This is a genomic window from Flavobacterium cryoconiti, assembly GCF_048158645.1.
Taxonomy (GTDB): Bacteria; Bacteroidota; Bacteroidia; order Flavobacteriales; family Flavobacteriaceae; genus Flavobacterium; species Flavobacterium cryoconiti.
The window spans coordinates 131,711-147,793 of sequence record NZ_JBLNKW010000009.1 but is presented as its reverse complement, the minus strand read 5'-3'; the positions used below and the strand labels follow the sequence as shown (position 1 = coordinate 147,793).

Genomic DNA, 16,083 nt, shown 5'->3' with positions numbered 1-16,083 from the left:
AATGACATTAAAAACGAATAAATTATGAATATTATAGACGATCTTAAATTACAATACAAAATAGGAGGAGTAGCAATTAGGCTAATCTTCTGGAATGTTCTTTGTTTTTTAGTTTCATTATTGTTTTTTTATAATTTTAAGGTTGGTGCATTTGATTTTCCAAGTTGGATTGCACTTTCCTCAGAGCCTTCTAATTTTATTGTAAAACCTTGGACCTTTTTAACGTATGCTTTTCTACATGATGGTTTTTGGCATTTGTTTTTTAATATGATGGTTTTAAACTTTTCTAGCACTTTATTTCTCACATTTTTTACTCCAAAACAATATTTTGGGTTGTATATATTGAGCGCTATATTTGCTGGAATAGCCTTTGTTACCGGATATTATTTCTTGAATTTAAGTTCGGCTATTGTTGGAGCTTCGGCTGCAATAATGGCTATTTTAGTTGCTACAACAACGTATCATCCTTTGATGAATGTGAGATTACTGTTGATAGGAAATGTAAAATTATGGCATATTACTTTTGTAATTATTCTGATTGATTTAATGCAGTTTCGATTAGAAAATACTGGAGGTCATATTTCTCACCTTTCAGGAGCTTTTTTTGGATTTATTTTCATTAAATTGCTCCAAAATGGAATTGATTTAAGTAAAATAGTTTCTCGCTTTTTAGCTTTTTTTACTAATTTATTTTCAAAATCTTCTTCCACGCCTTTTAAAGCCGTCCATAAAAATTATAGCAAACCAGTTGAAAAAAGCACTTCAAGAATAATTACAAAAGACAAAGCGCAGCAACAGATTGATGAGATTTTGGATAAAATAAGTCAATCCGGTTATGATAGTTTAACCAAAGAAGAAAAAGAATTCTTGTTTAAAGCAGGGAAGTAAGTTGGTAGTTTCCAGCTTTCAATCTGTAGAAAAAAACTAAAAAATGAAAAATCTTTCGTGGTTCAATAAAGGTATGTTTATTTTAAATATGATGCTCACGATAGTGACATTCATTGCTTATGTTTTCCCTTTTTTAGCTCCAAAATCTTTCCCTCTTTTGTCGGTATTGACTCTTTTTATGCCTCTTTTTTTTATTTTAAATGGATTGTTTTTTATTTATTGGGCATTACAGTTTAAAAAAAGAATGTTTGTTTCCGGTTTAGTTCTTTTGATAGGAATTACTTTTATAAATAAATTTTATAAATTTTCTACAACTGACTTTCCGGTCGAAGAAAAGGATTTTACGGTAATGAGTTATAATGTTCACTTGTTTAATGTGTTCAAGTGGATTGATAGAGATGATGTTCCTGCCGAGATTCTAACGTTTATAAATGAAAAAAATCCTGATATTTTGTGTATTCAGGAATATTCTTCCTCAGCTAATATTGATTTAAAAGTATATCCACATCGATATATTTTTACAGATGGAAACAATATTAAAAGTGGGCAAGCTATTTTTTCTAAATTTCCCATTATTGACCAAGGGAATATTATTTTTCCTAACTCAACTAATAATGTTGTTTTTGCTGATATTAAAAAAGGAAAAGATGTTATCAGGATTTATAATATGCATTTACAATCCTTAAAAATATCTCCTGATGTTAATGAAATTGATGAGAATATTGATGCAATTAATCAGGATAAATCTCAAATGATGTTCAAAAGAATTAGTGTTGCTTTTAAACAACAACAAGAGCAAGCAGAGATTTTTATGGAACATAAAAAGGATTGTAAATATCCTATTATAATTTGTGGAGACATGAATAATAGTGCCTTTTCTTATGTTTACCGCAGTATTAAAGGAAAGCTGAAGGACAGTTTTGAAGAAGCTGGAAAAGGTTTTGGTGCCACTTATAAATTTAGATACTATCCTGCCCGTATCGATTATATATTTACTGACGAAAAAATTGCTGTCAAGAAATTTGAAAGTTTTCCGGAATTTATTAATTCGGATCATTTTCCTATAATGGCCAGATTATCTTTCGAATAAAATTGTTGGAATCTATTTTATTATAAGTTCTTGTTTCTTTAAATAATCCATTGCATATTTCCCTTCATTAAATAATAAATCCAGAATACTTAAATTATTGATGAAACCATATTTGTCATCAAAAACCTGAGTGTAACTTTCAAATAAGGAAGGGTCTTTTTTTCCATCTACCAAAAATCTAAAGTCTTTTATGCCATTTGAATCTACTTCATGAAAATATTCGGTAGTTTTAGAATATTCCAGTTTCATTCGCAAACACTTGGTTAGAATGGCTAAAGATTCAAAATTTAAATCTAAAAGGAAGGTGTGTTTTTTTTCGAATATTGGACGTAAATCATCTTCGAAAAATTCAAAAAAGGGAGAGTTTCTGTATGCTGCTTCCAGTGATTTAAAATGTTGTTTTTGCCAGTCAAAATCAGTTTCTATTTTTATGTCTTTTGTCTTTTGATGACTTTCTTTCGAGTGCTTTACAGGGATATTCAATAACTGAATTCCATTTGGACTATAAATATAAGTTCGATTGCGATTGGTTTGTTTCTGGAAATTATCGGCTGTTTCAAATGTAATACTTTCAGACTGTGCCATGGCCACAAAATGGCTAATTGAAGGTAAATAGGTGGGATGGAGTAGGATGTTCATTTGTTGATTTGTTTAAGATTTAAAGTTGTTAGACAAACTTTAAATCTTTTAATTAACTTTTTTCTCTTTTCTTTTTTTCCAGAAATACTCTCCAACAAAGAAGGCTGCTAGTGCGATTAAGAAATGAATTAAATAAGATTTAGGCTCTCCATTTCCATTTACGAAAGAAAAAACTCGATTCCATCTTATTTTTTGAATTCCTTTTCCATCTTTATCCCAACTAAACCAAATGAATACGGGTTTGCCAACTACATGATCAAAAGGAACATATCCCCAAAATCTTGCGTCTAAAGAGTTTTGGCGATTATCTCCCATCATCCAATAATAATCTTGCTTAAAAGTATAGCTCCTAACTGGTTTTCCATTTATTACAATTTTGTCACCGTTAATCAGTAATGTGTTTTTTTCGTATTCCTGTATGATGCGTTTATAAAAGGGAAGTGTTTTTTTGTCTAATTTAATAGTCTCTCCTTTTTTTGGAATATAAATAGGTCCAAAATTGTCAATGTTCCATCCTAACGAATGAATATGAGGAAATACATCTCCATCTTCTCCCTTTGGAAGTAAATACTTTTTGACATCTTTAACTACTGGATTGTTCGATATTCTGTTTGCTTCGTTATCGGTTAATGTTAATATATATTCTCCATTATTGGTCAATGCAAAATCTCCATTCCCATTCTTCAAACCATCTCTAGCTCCATACATGTTTACTAGGGAATTTTGATCCATACTCGTGCCTTGAGTATTTACAAAAAAGTTATATTGGAGTTTTGCACTTTCGGGTAATTTGTTTGGTTTTCCATTGATATAAATGTTCCCTTCACGAATCTCCAAAGAATCCCCAGGTATTGCAACACAGCGTTTTACTAAATTTGTTTTTTTGTCAATCGGTTTGTAATAATTTCTTAGTGGTTTAAAATTATCCATATCCAGTAAAGTGTCTGCGGGTTGATTAAACACTACAATTTCATTGCGTTTAATCGTTTCAAACGAAGGGAATCTAAAATATGGTAATTGAAACTTGTTCAAAATTGAATTTTCCTTTTTTGTAATATCATCATTGAATAGGTATGACTTAACTCCTAAAAAGGGGATTGAATCATGCACCATAGGCAACGCAATTGCAGTCATAGGAGCTCTTGCTCCAAAATTTAATTTACTTACAAATAAATAATCGCCAACGTATAATGTTTTTTCTAATGAAGAAGACGGAATCGTAAATGGCTGTATAAGATAAGTGTGTACTAAAGTAGCTACGATAATTGCAAAAAGTAAAGAACTAATAGTATCTGCTGTTTTGTTTTCAGGTTGTAAACTTCTGTCAGCTTTATAATCTAACTTTTGAGTGTAGTTGATATAATAGATATAGAATCCAAAAGTCACTATACCTAAAAAAGTATCTAAAGGAGATTTTTTTCCAAAACTCCTCAAAGTTTCGACCCAAATTACAGGAAACATAATAAGGTTAATAATGGGGATAAATAGTAAAACCGTCCACCAAGTGGGACGGCCTATTATTTTCATTAAAACTATAGCATTATAAACTGGAATGACAGCTTCCCATCTTTTTCTACCTGCGCTTTCGTATAGTTTCCAAGTCCCTAAAAAGTGAATGACCTGAATGATTAGAAAAAAAAGAAACCACTGATTTAGTGTCATAATATTTGCTTATAGTTTAAAGTTTTTTAGATTTTAGTTTTAGTTAGAGGTCCTTTTTCTCTTTTCTTTTTTTCCAGAAATATTCTCCAACAAAAAATGCAACTAAAGCAAGTAGGAATAGTTTAAAATAAGATTGCGGTTGGCCTTCACCGCTAACAGTTGTGAAAACTCTATCCCAACGAATTTTATTTAATCCTTTTCCATGTGGATCAATACTTAGCCATATAAAAATTGGTTTTCCTACGATGTGATCTTCAGGGACATAACCCCAATAACGACTATCTTCAGAATTATGACGGTTGTCTCCCATCATCCAATAGTAATTTTGGTCGAAAGTATAACTATTGACTACTTTACCATCAATTCTAATTTCGCTTCCATTAACCTTTAAATCTTTTTTCTCATATTCAGAGATAATCATTCTGTAAAATGGTAGCGTTTCGGTGGTTAACGCAACTGTTTTCCCTTTTTGTGGAATATAAATCGGACCAAAATTATCGCGGTTCCATTTGTTGATATGAGGGAATATACCATCTTCAACACCTTTTGAAATTTGTCTTGTAACAGATACTACTCCGGGAACATTTTTTAATCTTTCTGCTCCGGCAGCAGTAAGTGCTTTTAAGAATAAAGTGTCTCTTAAATCACTTTTAAAGCCTGCATCATCCGTAACATCTAATTCTTTTAATAGAGATTCAAAATCGATTGGTGTTTTTTTGTCCAATGCTACTGCATACGAAAACTGAGGTTTTGCTCTTTCCGGTAATTGTAATATTGTACCATTGATGTAAACTATACCGTCTTTTATAGACAAACTATCACCCGGAATACCGACACATCTTTTTACGTAATTCGATTTTTTATCAACGGGCTTATATGCTCTTCTTTTTGATGTGTCAAAAAACTTATAAACGGTATCGACTGGCCAGTTGAAAACTACTATATCTGTTCGGTTTATATTTTGAATACCAGGTAATCTGAAATAAGGTAATTGTGGCCAACTTAGATACGATTTACTTTTAGTCAAAGGGATTGAATCATGAACCATTGGCAAAGCCACAGTAGTCATAGGCACTCTAGCACCATAATTCATTTTGCTTACAAATAAAAAGTCACCAATTAACAATGATTTCTCCAGCGAAGAGGTAGGAATGGTGTAAGGTTGAATAAAATAAGTATGCACTAAAGTAGCTACAATAATTGCAAAAAGTAATGAACTGATTGTGTCTGCTGTTTTATTTTCAGGTTGTAAACTTCTGTCGGTTACGTAATCTAATTTTTGCGTGTAATTAATATAATAGATATAAAAACCAAAAGTAATAATTCCTAAAAAGGTATCTAAAGAAGTTCTTTTTCCAAAACTTCTTAAAGTTTCAACCCAAATTACTGGAAACATTATAAGGTTGATTATAGGTATAAAAAGTAAAATAGTCCACCAAGTAGGGCGTCCTATTATTTTCATTAATACAATGGCATTATATACCGGAATAGCAGCTTCCCAACGTTTTCTGCCAGCAGCTTCATATAACTTCCAAGTTCCTAAAAAGTGAATTATCTGAACTAGAAGAAAAAACACAAACCATTGATATAGTGTCATAATAATGTTATTTTGTTAATCGTTTATTAGATGAATTAAAATTTATTATCTAATTCGTCTATTGAATTTTATCTAAATCTAATACGTCTTTCATTGTGAAAACGCCTTGTTTACCCACAATCCATTCGGCTGCAATCACCGCGCCAAGAGCAAAACCTTCACGATTGTGTGCCGTATGTTTTATCTCTATAGCATCTACATGTGAATTGTACGTTACAGTATGAGTTCCGGGAACAGTACCAATTCTTTTGGTTTCGATATGAATTTGATTTGGTTCAGGATTTTCTAATGTCCAATTGGTGTATGAACTATTTTCGATAACTCCTTTTGCTAATGAAATTGCAGTTCCACTTGGTGCATCCAGTTTTTGAGTATGATGAATTTCTTCCATTTCTACTGTGTAGCTGTCGAATTTTGCCATGATTTTCGCCAAATATTCATTTAGCTCAAAGAAAATATTTACACCTAAACTAAAGTTTGAACTGGAAATAAATGCGCCATTTTTTGCCGCGCATAGTGCGAGCATTTCATCATAATGTTCTAGCCAGCCCGTAGTTCCTGAAATCACCGGTACATTAGCATGAAAACAACTGGAAATATTACTCACTGCGGCAGTTGGAACACTGAAATCGATAGCTACATCAGCATTTGAAAGCCCATCATAAGTATTGAATTCGTCTTTTTTCAAAACAATTTCATGACCTCTTTCAAGAGCAATTCTTTCTATTACTTGACCCATTTTTCCGTATCCTAAAAGCGCAATTTTCATTTGTTTTAATTTTTTAAAATTTAAATAATCAATAACCTGACACGTTGTTTGTCTTGCAGTTAAAAATTATAATTAAGAGTTAGTCCGAAGTTTGTTTTGAATGTTACATCATTTGGATAAATAATTGGTCTTACGGATAAGTTTTCATCAACATTAAATTGTATTAATGCAGCATCCACATTGGCATCCACAATATTCAATGCATAAAATGCCAAAGTGACTAAAGCAGACAAATCCCTATTTCTTTGATAGAATTTTTGACCTGCAATCAATCTGGTTTTGTCCAGATAAGCATAATTGTCATCCGTGTAACCTTCTAATCTTCTTTTATAAGCATCTCTATATTGATGGTATTTTTTATTATTATCAATATAAAAATACAAACTGGTTCCAATAGCTCCGTAAACGAGTGGTATTTTCCAGTATTTTTTATTGTAAGCTTGCCCCAATCCTGGTAAGACGGCCGAATAAAATGCTGCTTTTGCAGGGGTTAAAGGATCTATATCATTCGATTTCAAAGTGTCTTTAGCCACCAAAACCGCATCGGTTTTCGTTTGTGCAAAAACAGTAGCGTTTCCTGCTATAAAGAGGAATAGACCTATGAAAATAATTTTACGCACTACTCGTTTATTAGTTTAATAATTCTGTTGAAGTCTTCCTCCGAGTGAAATGGAATAGTGATTTTTCCTTTACCGTTTCCGGCTACTTTTACATCTACTTTGGTTCCAAAATAATTCGTAAAAGTACTTTTGTGGGCATCTGCGATTTCAAATGAAGCTGCTTTTGGTTTTCCGGCAGGTTTAGGTTTTAAACTTTCCTGATAGTTTTTTACCAAAGCTTCTGTGTCGCGAACTGAAAGGTTCTGACTAACGATTTTTTGATAAATATCAGTTTGAATATCTTGGTCTTCAATGTTGATTATCGCACGACCATGACCCATACTGATAAAACCATCACGAATTCCGGTTTGGATTATAGGGTCTAATTTTAAAAGTCTAAGATAATTAGCAATTGTAGAACGTTTTTTTCCTACACGCTCACTCATTTGTTCTTGAGTCAATTGAATTTCATCAATTAAACGTTGGTACGAAAGTGCAATCTCAATTGGATCTAAATCATGACGTTGAATATTTTCAACCAATGCCATAACCAGCGATTCATTGTCATTTGCAATACGAATATAAGCGGGAACGGTAGTGAGTCCAACAAGAGTTGACGCACGAAGACGGCGCTCCCCTGATATCAATTGATATTTATTGAAGTCTAATTTACGTACGGTAATGGGTTGAATAACGCCTAATTCTTTAATAGAAGTGGCTAATTCTCTCAATGATTCTTCATTGAAATTGCTTCTAGGCTGAAACGGATTTATTTCAATCGCATTTATTTCAAGCTCAATAATATTTCCTACAACTTTATCAGCATTTTTATCGTCAACGGATTTTATGTCGTTTTCCGGGTCTTTCAATAATGCTGATAATCCTCTTCCTAAGGCTTGTTTTTTTAGTGCTTTTGCCATAAAACTATTTACTGTTTTTCTTTATAACTTCTTGAGCAAGATGTAAGTAATTGGTAGCTCCTTTGCTTGTGGCATCGTAGTTTATTATACTTTCTCCAAAGCTTGGCGCTTCGCTCAGTTTTACATTTCTTTGAATAATGGTGTCAAAAACCATGTCATTAAAGTGTTTTTGAACCTCTTCAACTACTTGGTTTGATAAACGCAATCTAGAGTCAAACATGGTCAATAATAGCCCTTCAATATCTAAATCTGGATTGTGAATTTTTTGGATGCTTTTTATGGTGTTCAATAATTTGCCTAAACCTTCCAGTGCAAAATACTCACATTGAATAGGAATAATTACAGAATCTGCTGCAGTCAAAGCATTCAACGTAAGCAATCCAAGAGATGGGGCACAATCGATGATAATATAATCGTACTCATCTTTGACACTTTCTAATGCTTTTTTTAGCATATATTCTCTGTTTTCTTTATCGACTAATTCGATTTCAATAGCAACAAGGTCAATATGTGATGGAATCACGTCCACATTTGGAGCAGAACATTTTATGATGGCCTCTTTCGGCGTATGACTATGCTCCAGAATTTGATAGGTACCTATTTCAACAGATTCAACATCAATACCTAATCCAGAAGAGGCATTCGCCTGTGGATCAGCATCAATAAGTAATACTTTCTTTTCTAAAACCCCCAATGAAGCTGCAAGATTTACTGACGTTGTAGTCTTTCCAACTCCACCTTTTTGATTAGCAATCGCGATGATTTTGCCCATTTATTTTTCTAAATTTTGAACCGTAAAAATACAATTATTTATGGTTTCTAAAAATCTATTTTGTTAACATTTGTTAAAGCTTGATTAGTCGTTATTTGACAGATTCTAATTTTTTAAAACGAATATGATTTTCTGGAGCTATTCCAGCTGTGCGTTACAAGTTCTGGAGCTACTCGGTGTTTTTTCTAAAGCCATAAAAGGAGCTTCCTTTGGTCGCTCTTTTATGTCAAGAAAAAACACCGAGTAGCTAGGCGAAGCTTTTCACTGCCATCTGGTCTAGAAGAGTTGGGATTTAATACCGTTTTTGACGCCAATTTCGTTTAGATTTTCAAATTATTTTTTGCGCCAAATAAATTTATTTCTTATTTTCAAAATAGTTTTGGAGAAGCAAAAAATAGTTATATATTTGCCACCGCTTTCGGGGTGTAGCGTAGCTCGGTTATCGCGCCTGCTTTGGGAGCAGGAGGCCGCAGGTTCGAATCCTGCCACCCCGACTAAAAATCCTTTCTGTCTCAACAGAAGGGATTTTTTTATTATAGAATAACAAAAACTGATTATTCAGCTTCTATAATACAGCAATTATGACTTATTTTTGTGCTGTTAAAAATTATATATACCTTACTATGTCTGATACAATCGAGAAAATTAAATGTCTTATTATAGGTTCTGGTCCAGCAGGTTATACTGCAGCTATTTATGCCGCCAGAGCTAATATGAATCCTGTTTTATACCAAGGAATTCAACCTGGAGGCCAATTAACAACAACCAATGAAGTAGAGAACTTTCCTGGTTATGTTGATGGAGTTACTGGTCCAGAAATGATGGTTCAATTACAAGCACAAGCACAACGTTTCGGTACTGATGTACGTGATGGTTGGGCTACTAAAGTAGATTTTTCAGGAGATATTCATAAAGTTTGGATCAATGGCACTAAAGAATTGCATTGTGAAACTGTAATTATTTCAACCGGAGCGTCTGCTAAATATTTAGGATTGCCTTCGGAACAACATTATTTAAAAATGGGGGGTGGCGTTTCAGCCTGTGCAGTTTGTGATGGTTTTTTCTATAGAAACCAAGAAGTAGTAATCGTTGGAGCAGGAGATTCAGCTTGTGAAGAAGCACACTATTTGTCAAAACTTTGTAAAAAAGTAACAATGTTAGTGCGAAGTGAAAAATTCAGAGCTTCAAAAATTATGGAAGAACGCGTTCGTAAAACGGAAAACATAACTATATTGATGAATCATGATACTGTTGAAGTATTAGGTGACGAACAAGTTGTTGAGGGTGTAAAAGCTTTAGATAAAACTACAGGAGCTATTTTTGATATTCCTGCTACTGGTTTCTTTGTAGCCATTGGTCACAAACCTAATACGGATATTTTTAATGAGTTTATCACATTAGACGAAACAGGATATATCATCAATACTCCAGGAACCTCAAAAACGAATGTTGATGGAGTTTTCGTAGCCGGAGACGCTGCAGATCATGTGTACCGTCAGGCTATTACTGCTGCAGGAACAGGTTGTATGGCTGCTCTGGATGCTGAAAGATATTTGGCTTCTAAAGAATAATCAGAATTAGAAAATTTTAATATAAAAAAAGTCCCAATTTGTAAAAATTTGGGACTTTTTATTTTTTAGCTAGAATCTATTTCAGTTTCTTTATCAATTTAGCTTCATCAGCAAATTTTCTAATTTCAATTTTTGGTGTCCCCATAAGTTGAATTTCGGATTTATTAGCTGCGTCTATAACAACTGTTTTTGTAGTATTTACACTACAATTGGAATAACTTTCGGTGGTGACATCAGCATTTTTTAGAATCAGTTTATTTCCTGTCAAGTTTGAATTATTATCCAATCGGATAATTGCATTGGTCGCATCCCCTTCAATTGTTGCATTTGATTTTTGGTACATATCAACTTTCAAATCAATAGCAGTGACTAATGCTTTTAAGGAGGAATTTTTACTTAATTCGACAATTGCGCTTTCTGATTTTAAATTCAGTTCGATTTTTGATTTATCATCCGCTTGTAGTATGAAATTTTTGGCATTGACATTCAAATAAAATTGGGAATAATCATAAGCTTTAAATGTTAAATTGTCTAGTTGAATTTCTTGTATTGCATTTATAGTTGATTCATTTTTTGAAGTTATCAAATTTAAATCTTTAGTATAAGTAACCCTTACAATTAATTTTTTATAATTTACGGCTTCTTTAGTGGTATAAATACGAAGTGTTTTGTCTCTTAAATCGAATGAAATAATATCATGTAAATTGTCATCCGCTTCAATTTTTAGTTCCGTTTTTTCTCCTCTTTCCAAATGAACTTCGAGATTGTCTTCGACTTCAAGCGTTTCAAAATTGCCAACTTCTTTTTGCTCAACGGTTACCGTTTTTGATCCTTTTATTTTATCTTTTTTTTGTGCCAATGTTAATGTGGTTGATAAAAGGAGTAGGAGTATGGCTGTATATTTTTTCATTTTTATTTGGATTAGGATGTATACAAATATAAAAAAATCATCCACTTTTGATGGATGATTGATCTTATTTTTAAAGTAAATAGTTTTATTATTCCTGATGAATGCTTCCTCCAGAATTTGCTTCTTTTTGAATTGATTTAGGAACTGTATTATAACTTACGGACGCTCCGCTAGATGCTTGTGCATTCAGGCTTACAATTGGATGAACATGGACAGATGCGCCGCTTGAAGCCTCAACACTGATTTCATTTGCCAATAAATCTTTGGCATCTATTGTACTGCCACTTGATGCTTCAGTATCAAGTTTAAGTGCTTTCCCATTTATGTTAATAGTGCTGCCGCTACTGGCTTCACCAAAAATAGTATCCGATTCAATATTTACATCTATTGAGGCCGCGCTTGAAGATTCCAGTTTAATGTTTTCCCCTTTCAATGTATTGCTACTTTTGATTGTAGCTGCACTGGAAGCCTCTAGTCGATTAATAACAGGCATTTTTACCGTTACTTTTTTTGATTTTATATTGTTGAAAGAATTGTAATCACAGGCAATAATGAGAATGCCGTTTTCCACTTTGGTGGTGATTTCTTTCTGCAAATTGTCATCAGCTTCAACAATGATTTCTGTTTTGTCTGATTGTTCAATGACAAGTTCTATGGCATTGCTGACTTCAACACTTTTAAAATCGCCTTGTACAATTCGTTTTTCGGTTGTAACATGACCACTTCCTTCTATTGATTTCATGTTTATCATATGATTACATGATGCAAATAATAAGGCAGTCAAAGTGACAATAATGAATTTTGTGATTAATGTGATGATTTTTATCATGGCTATTTGGTTTTAATGATAATGCCGTCTTTATTAATTTTTAATTCTTGAATGTTATTTTTTGAGTTAATGATAGTGTCATTTTTTACTGAAACTCCGTTTTTATTAATTGTAACTGAGGTTTGAGTGCTGTCATTGTCCGTATCATTATCTACATCATCATATTCATTTTCATCAGCAGGACAATTCAAACATTTTATTTGTGAGTTTTCTACTTTATAAATGTAGCTGTCAGAACTGTAATGTAAGTTGAAGAATGAATCATCTGACCTGTCATAATCCTGAACTGAAGAATCTGGTTTTAATAAAGTTCCTTCAGGTAAATATAAGAAGATTTCTACTTCCTGATCACGAAATTTATTGTTCACTTCAGTCAATAAATAATTGTCAAGAATTACATGATTTCCTTCAATTTTAATAGCATACTTTATTTTTTCGGCTCTTAGTTTAGCATCTTGAAATGATTTTCCTCTTGCCATTTTCTCAATCTGAATGAATGGTAATTTTTCGTCGGTATGTAAAATTTGGAATCTTACATTGTTGGAGTAAATTAATTGTGTATTTGCAGAATCCTGTACAAACTTGAAGTTTTCTCTATCATTAATACTTTTTGTGTAATAATCATTGTATCTGAATTTTACATATAAAGTGTCAGTTGGCGTTAGATTAATAGTTTCTTTTTGAACTGTTTTTCCTTCGTATGCTACTTCAGATGCTTGTTTTATTCCAATTGAAATTAGGATGGCTATAGCAATTATCCAAAGTGCCAGCAGCGTATATTTTGCAATATTTCCTATTGACTTCATAGTTGGAGATAATAGTTTGAATCCTAAAAGAGTCAAGAAAAAGAACGGAATTCCAACAGCAAAGAACATTAATAGTCCAAAAGACCAGATTGGATAATCAGTAAAATTCCCTGCTTCAATGAAACTTTGCCAAGGCACATCAATAAAATTCGAAGAACCTAATGTAAAAACAGCAATTAGTAAAGAAATTAAAGTTGCAATTCCTGTAATGATCAAAATCACCCCTAAAAATTTTGCGAAAACTTTAAAAACTGTCATGATAAAATCACCAAATGAGTTTCCTATTTTGCTGGCACCCGTTTTTATTTGATTGCCATATTTGTCATAATCTACATTTTTTATTTTTCCTGAAACGCTTTCAAACTCTTCTCTGACTTTTTTTTCGATATTAGAAATGTTAACCGGTTCACCTGTCATTTCTAGTTTTTCTGAAGTCGTAATGGCTTCAGGTGTTACAATCCAAAGGATAATGTAAGCAAGAATACCAGTTCCAAATCCAGCAAAAACTAATAATATTAGAACAATTCTAATCCAAACAGCATCGATTCCAAAATAGTGTCCTAATCCTGCAGCAACACCACCAATCATTCCTTTTTCTTTATCTCGGTACAGTTTTTTAGATCTTCTATTAGTGTTGTCACTATACGTTTGAGAACCTTTCAATTCATCTTCAATGATGTAATCTTCAGGTTGTCCCATTACGGCAATTACCTCATCTACATCTTTTAATCCTACAACGTGTTTGTCACTTTTTTGTTTCTCGTTCAATAATTCCGAAACACGCATTTCGATATCTTTTATAATTTCATCATGACCTGATGAATTCGATAAAGAACGTTTTATAGCATCAAAGTATCGTGTTAATTTTTGGTATGCATCTTCATCTATATGAAAGAACATTCCGCCTAGGTTTATATTTACAGTTTTGTTCATGACTATTGTTTTTGGTTGGTTATAAGGTTTACGGCATCAGATAATTCAGTCCAAGTGCCACTAAGTTCGTTTAAAAAAGTTTGTCCTATTTCGGTTAGACCATAGTATTTTCTTGGTGGTCCTGATGTTGATTCTTCCCAACGGTAGTTGAGTAATCCATCATTTTTCAATCGGGTAAGCAGCGGATAAATAGTTCCCTCCACGACTAACAATTTTGCGTTTTTCAAAGTGTCTAATATTTCCGATGTGTAGGCATCTTTTTCTTTCAATACGGATAAGATGCAAAACTCGAGAACACCTTTACGCATCTGGGCTTTTGTGTTTTCAATGTTCATAATTTCTTTTTTTTGATTTTTGGTTGATTAAACTATTCATTTTTTGATTGATGATTGATGATTTTTTTGGAGCTTATTCCTGCTTTCCACTTTATCTTTACTTGCTTAAAGAAAGCAAGTAAAGGATGCCGTTTCAATCAGGGCTATTTGGTTCCTTGTTATTTATTGCTATTATCTTTTAATCTATTTCTTCTCTTATTTAATAAATGGAATCGTGATTGGGTAGTTGTATTTTTCACCATTTGATGTTTTTATGGAAGCATAAATAATCAAAAAGAATTCAGCCACTTTCAAAAGTCCAAAAATCAAAACAGCTACTAAACCTACTGTTAATAATCCGATGTTACCCTCAAAACTAAAATTTCTTAAAATTATATCGTGATCATTTATTAGCGCCTCAAAAGGAATATTCTTTAAGAAAGTAATTAGAAAGATAGGAACAGCTATCATAATTAGGACTAAAGAATACAATAATAAACTCAATTGAAAATTCAGCACTTGCTTTCCATTATGATCCACAAATTCTGATTTGTCTTTTTTTGAAGACCAAATCAATATTGGGAAAATGTAATTTCCAAAAGGAATGAAATATTGAGTTAATGCACTCAAATGAGTAAATGTAGCGGTGTTTTTTTCGGTAGTTGTTTCCATGATTAAAAGTATATAGTAATTTCTTATGCAAATATATAGCTAAAAGACAGTATCTTGTTTCGCATAGTACCAAATATTAACATAAAATTAACAAATTAATTTAATATGTACGCATAGTATTTTTTTGTATTTTAGCAAAAAAACCAGCAATAATGAACCCGCCATGATTCAAAATCCCAAAAATAATGAAGAATGGAAGTGCCATATTGCTATAAAAAAATTAGCTTCATATGAAACTTACCGTATCAAAACTTAATAAATTTCTATTATTCAAATTACCATCGGCATTTATCTGTGGCGTACGTGTAAAAGAGATAGATGAGCATAAATGTGTAGTTTCAGTAAAACACCGCTGGATTAACCAAAATCCATTTAATTCTATGTATTTTGCTGTGCAAGCTATGGCTGCTGAGCTTTCTACGGGAGCTTTGGTTATGTATCAAATTCAAAAAAGCGGCAGAAAAATATCGATGTTAGTCGCTAATAATAAAGGGAATTTTACAAAGAAAGCTACTGGGAGAATCACTTTCACCTGTACCGATGGGCATTTAATAGAAAAAGCCATTCAAGAAACTATTGCTAATGGAGAAGGGCAAACCTTTTGGATGAAATCCATTGGAACTGATGAAAAAGGAATCCAAGTTTCCGAAATGGATTTTGAATGGAGTGTAAGAGTTAAATAAAAAACACTTGTAAATTATTCGTATAGGAATTATAAAAAAGAAAAACGCCTCTAAATTTAGAGGCGTTTCATTTTAAAGTAAGTTATGCTTTTTTAGCACAGCATTTTTTTCCTTCGGCTTTGGTCATTGTTGTACCACATTTTTTACCATCTGCTTGCACCATTTTTGCGTCGCATTTTTTACCTTCAGCTTTGCATTTAATTTTGCATTTTTCCACTTCTGCAGCAGTCATTGCTTTTTCATTCGAATCTGCTTTTGCACAACAAGATTCTTTTTTAGCTTTTTCTTTTGCAATTGGTTTAGTTTCTTGTGCGCTGGCACTGATTGTAAATAAAAGTATTGCTAAAAGGGTACCTATTTTTTTCATTTTTGTAAAGTTAAAATTGTAATTATTGTTTTGTTCAAAAATTAATTGGAATTAATTCCTCA

Annotated in this window: 17 protein-coding genes and 1 tRNA gene; 5 read left to right on the top strand and 13 right to left on the bottom strand. The window is 32.4% G+C overall.

Annotation, left to right across the window (positions count from 1 at the left end):
- Positions 1-24: 24 nt before the first annotated feature.
- Both ACM55H_RS13865 and ACM55H_RS13860 read left to right on the top strand, forming a co-directional pair.
- Positions 25-888, top strand: coding sequence for a rhomboid family intramembrane serine protease (locus ACM55H_RS13865; protein ID WP_416837065.1), 864 nt, complete (start codon positions 25-27; stop codon positions 886-888).
- A 43-nt stretch (positions 889-931) separates the two neighbouring features.
- Positions 932-1,978, top strand: a complete 1,047-nt coding sequence (locus tag ACM55H_RS13860) for an endonuclease/exonuclease/phosphatase family protein (protein ID WP_416837063.1) — start codon at positions 932-934, stop codon at positions 1,976-1,978.
- 12 nt (positions 1,979-1,990) lie between these two features.
- Here ACM55H_RS13860 and ACM55H_RS13855 read toward each other — a convergent pair whose 3' ends face one another.
- Genes ACM55H_RS13855 through ACM55H_RS13825 form a run of 7 tightly spaced genes read right to left on the bottom strand, consistent with a single transcriptional unit; the run spans position 1,991 to position 8,936 of the window.
- Positions 1,991-2,617, bottom strand: coding sequence for a WbqC family protein (locus ACM55H_RS13855; protein ID WP_416837061.1), 627 nt, complete (start codon positions 2,615-2,617; stop codon positions 1,991-1,993).
- Positions 2,618-2,665: 48 nt separating this feature from the next.
- Positions 2,666-4,279 (bottom strand): signal peptidase I, encoded by a 1,614-nt coding sequence (gene lepB, locus ACM55H_RS13850; RefSeq protein WP_416837059.1) that lies wholly within the window; start codon positions 4,277-4,279, stop codon positions 2,666-2,668.
- A gap of 43 nt (positions 4,280-4,322) precedes the next feature.
- Positions 4,323-5,876, bottom strand: a complete 1,554-nt coding sequence (gene lepB, locus ACM55H_RS13845; RefSeq protein WP_039110059.1) for a signal peptidase I — start codon at positions 5,874-5,876, stop codon at positions 4,323-4,325.
- 58 nt (positions 5,877-5,934) lie between these two features.
- Positions 5,935-6,645: a 4-hydroxy-tetrahydrodipicolinate reductase gene (gene dapB / locus ACM55H_RS13840; protein ID WP_416837057.1), complete on the bottom strand. Its 711-nt coding sequence runs from the start codon at positions 6,643-6,645 to the stop codon at positions 5,935-5,937.
- A gap of 59 nt (positions 6,646-6,704) precedes the next feature.
- Entirely contained in the window at positions 6,705-7,265 is a 561-nt protein-coding gene (locus tag ACM55H_RS13835; RefSeq protein ID WP_416837055.1) for a DUF5683 domain-containing protein, read from the bottom strand.
- Positions 7,265-8,164: a ParB/RepB/Spo0J family partition protein gene (locus ACM55H_RS13830; protein WP_416837054.1), complete on the bottom strand. Its 900-nt coding sequence runs from the start codon at positions 8,162-8,164 to the stop codon at positions 7,265-7,267. The genes ACM55H_RS13835 and ACM55H_RS13830 overlap by 1 nt, the downstream gene beginning before the upstream one ends.
- A 4-nt stretch (positions 8,165-8,168) precedes the next feature.
- Complete coding sequence (locus ACM55H_RS13825) at positions 8,169-8,936, bottom strand: ParA family protein (RefSeq protein WP_416837053.1); 768 nt, start codon at positions 8,934-8,936, stop codon at positions 8,169-8,171.
- Between the two features lie 419 nt (positions 8,937-9,355).
- Between ACM55H_RS13825 and ACM55H_RS13820 the strand changes: the two genes are divergently transcribed.
- A tRNA-Pro gene (locus tag ACM55H_RS13820) sits at positions 9,356-9,430 on the top strand.
- A 129-nt stretch (positions 9,431-9,559) separates the two neighbouring features.
- Positions 9,560-10,507 carry a thioredoxin-disulfide reductase gene (trxB, locus tag ACM55H_RS13815; protein ID WP_416837052.1) on the top strand — a complete coding sequence of 316 codons (948 nt, stop codon included), beginning with the start codon at positions 9,560-9,562 and terminating at the stop codon, positions 10,505-10,507.
- A 76-nt stretch (positions 10,508-10,583) separates the two neighbouring features.
- Here the strand turns inward: trxB and ACM55H_RS13810 are convergent, their stop codons facing one another.
- The 5 genes from ACM55H_RS13810 to ACM55H_RS13790 form a co-directional block, all read right to left on the bottom strand.
- Positions 10,584-11,417 carry a GIN domain-containing protein gene (locus tag ACM55H_RS13810; protein WP_416837051.1) on the bottom strand — a complete coding sequence of 278 codons (834 nt, stop codon included), beginning with the start codon at positions 11,415-11,417 and terminating at the stop codon, positions 10,584-10,586.
- 88 nt (positions 11,418-11,505) lie between these two features.
- Positions 11,506-12,246 (bottom strand): head GIN domain-containing protein, encoded by a 741-nt coding sequence (locus ACM55H_RS13805; RefSeq protein WP_416837050.1) that lies wholly within the window; start codon positions 12,244-12,246, stop codon positions 11,506-11,508.
- Between the two features lie 2 nt (positions 12,247-12,248).
- Positions 12,249-13,985, bottom strand: coding sequence for a PspC domain-containing protein (locus ACM55H_RS13800; protein WP_416837049.1), 1,737 nt, complete (start codon positions 13,983-13,985; stop codon positions 12,249-12,251).
- A gap of 2 nt (positions 13,986-13,987) precedes the next feature.
- Positions 13,988-14,320: a PadR family transcriptional regulator gene (locus tag ACM55H_RS13795; RefSeq protein ID WP_039110051.1), complete on the bottom strand. Its 333-nt coding sequence runs from the start codon at positions 14,318-14,320 to the stop codon at positions 13,988-13,990.
- Between the two features lie 195 nt (positions 14,321-14,515).
- Positions 14,516-14,971 carry a DUF4870 domain-containing protein gene (locus ACM55H_RS13790; protein WP_416837048.1) on the bottom strand — a complete coding sequence of 152 codons (456 nt, stop codon included), beginning with the start codon at positions 14,969-14,971 and terminating at the stop codon, positions 14,516-14,518.
- Positions 14,972-15,201: 230 nt separating this feature from the next.
- On the opposite strand from ACM55H_RS13790, the gene ACM55H_RS13785 reads away from it, so the two are divergent.
- Positions 15,202-15,654, top strand: coding sequence for a DUF4442 domain-containing protein (locus ACM55H_RS13785; RefSeq protein WP_416837046.1), 453 nt, complete (start codon positions 15,202-15,204; stop codon positions 15,652-15,654).
- Between the two features lie 82 nt (positions 15,655-15,736).
- Here ACM55H_RS13785 and ACM55H_RS13780 read toward each other — a convergent pair whose 3' ends face one another.
- Positions 15,737-16,021, bottom strand: coding sequence for a hypothetical protein (locus ACM55H_RS13780; RefSeq protein ID WP_416837044.1), 285 nt, complete (start codon positions 16,019-16,021; stop codon positions 15,737-15,739).
- Positions 16,022-16,083: the final 62 nt, after the last annotated feature.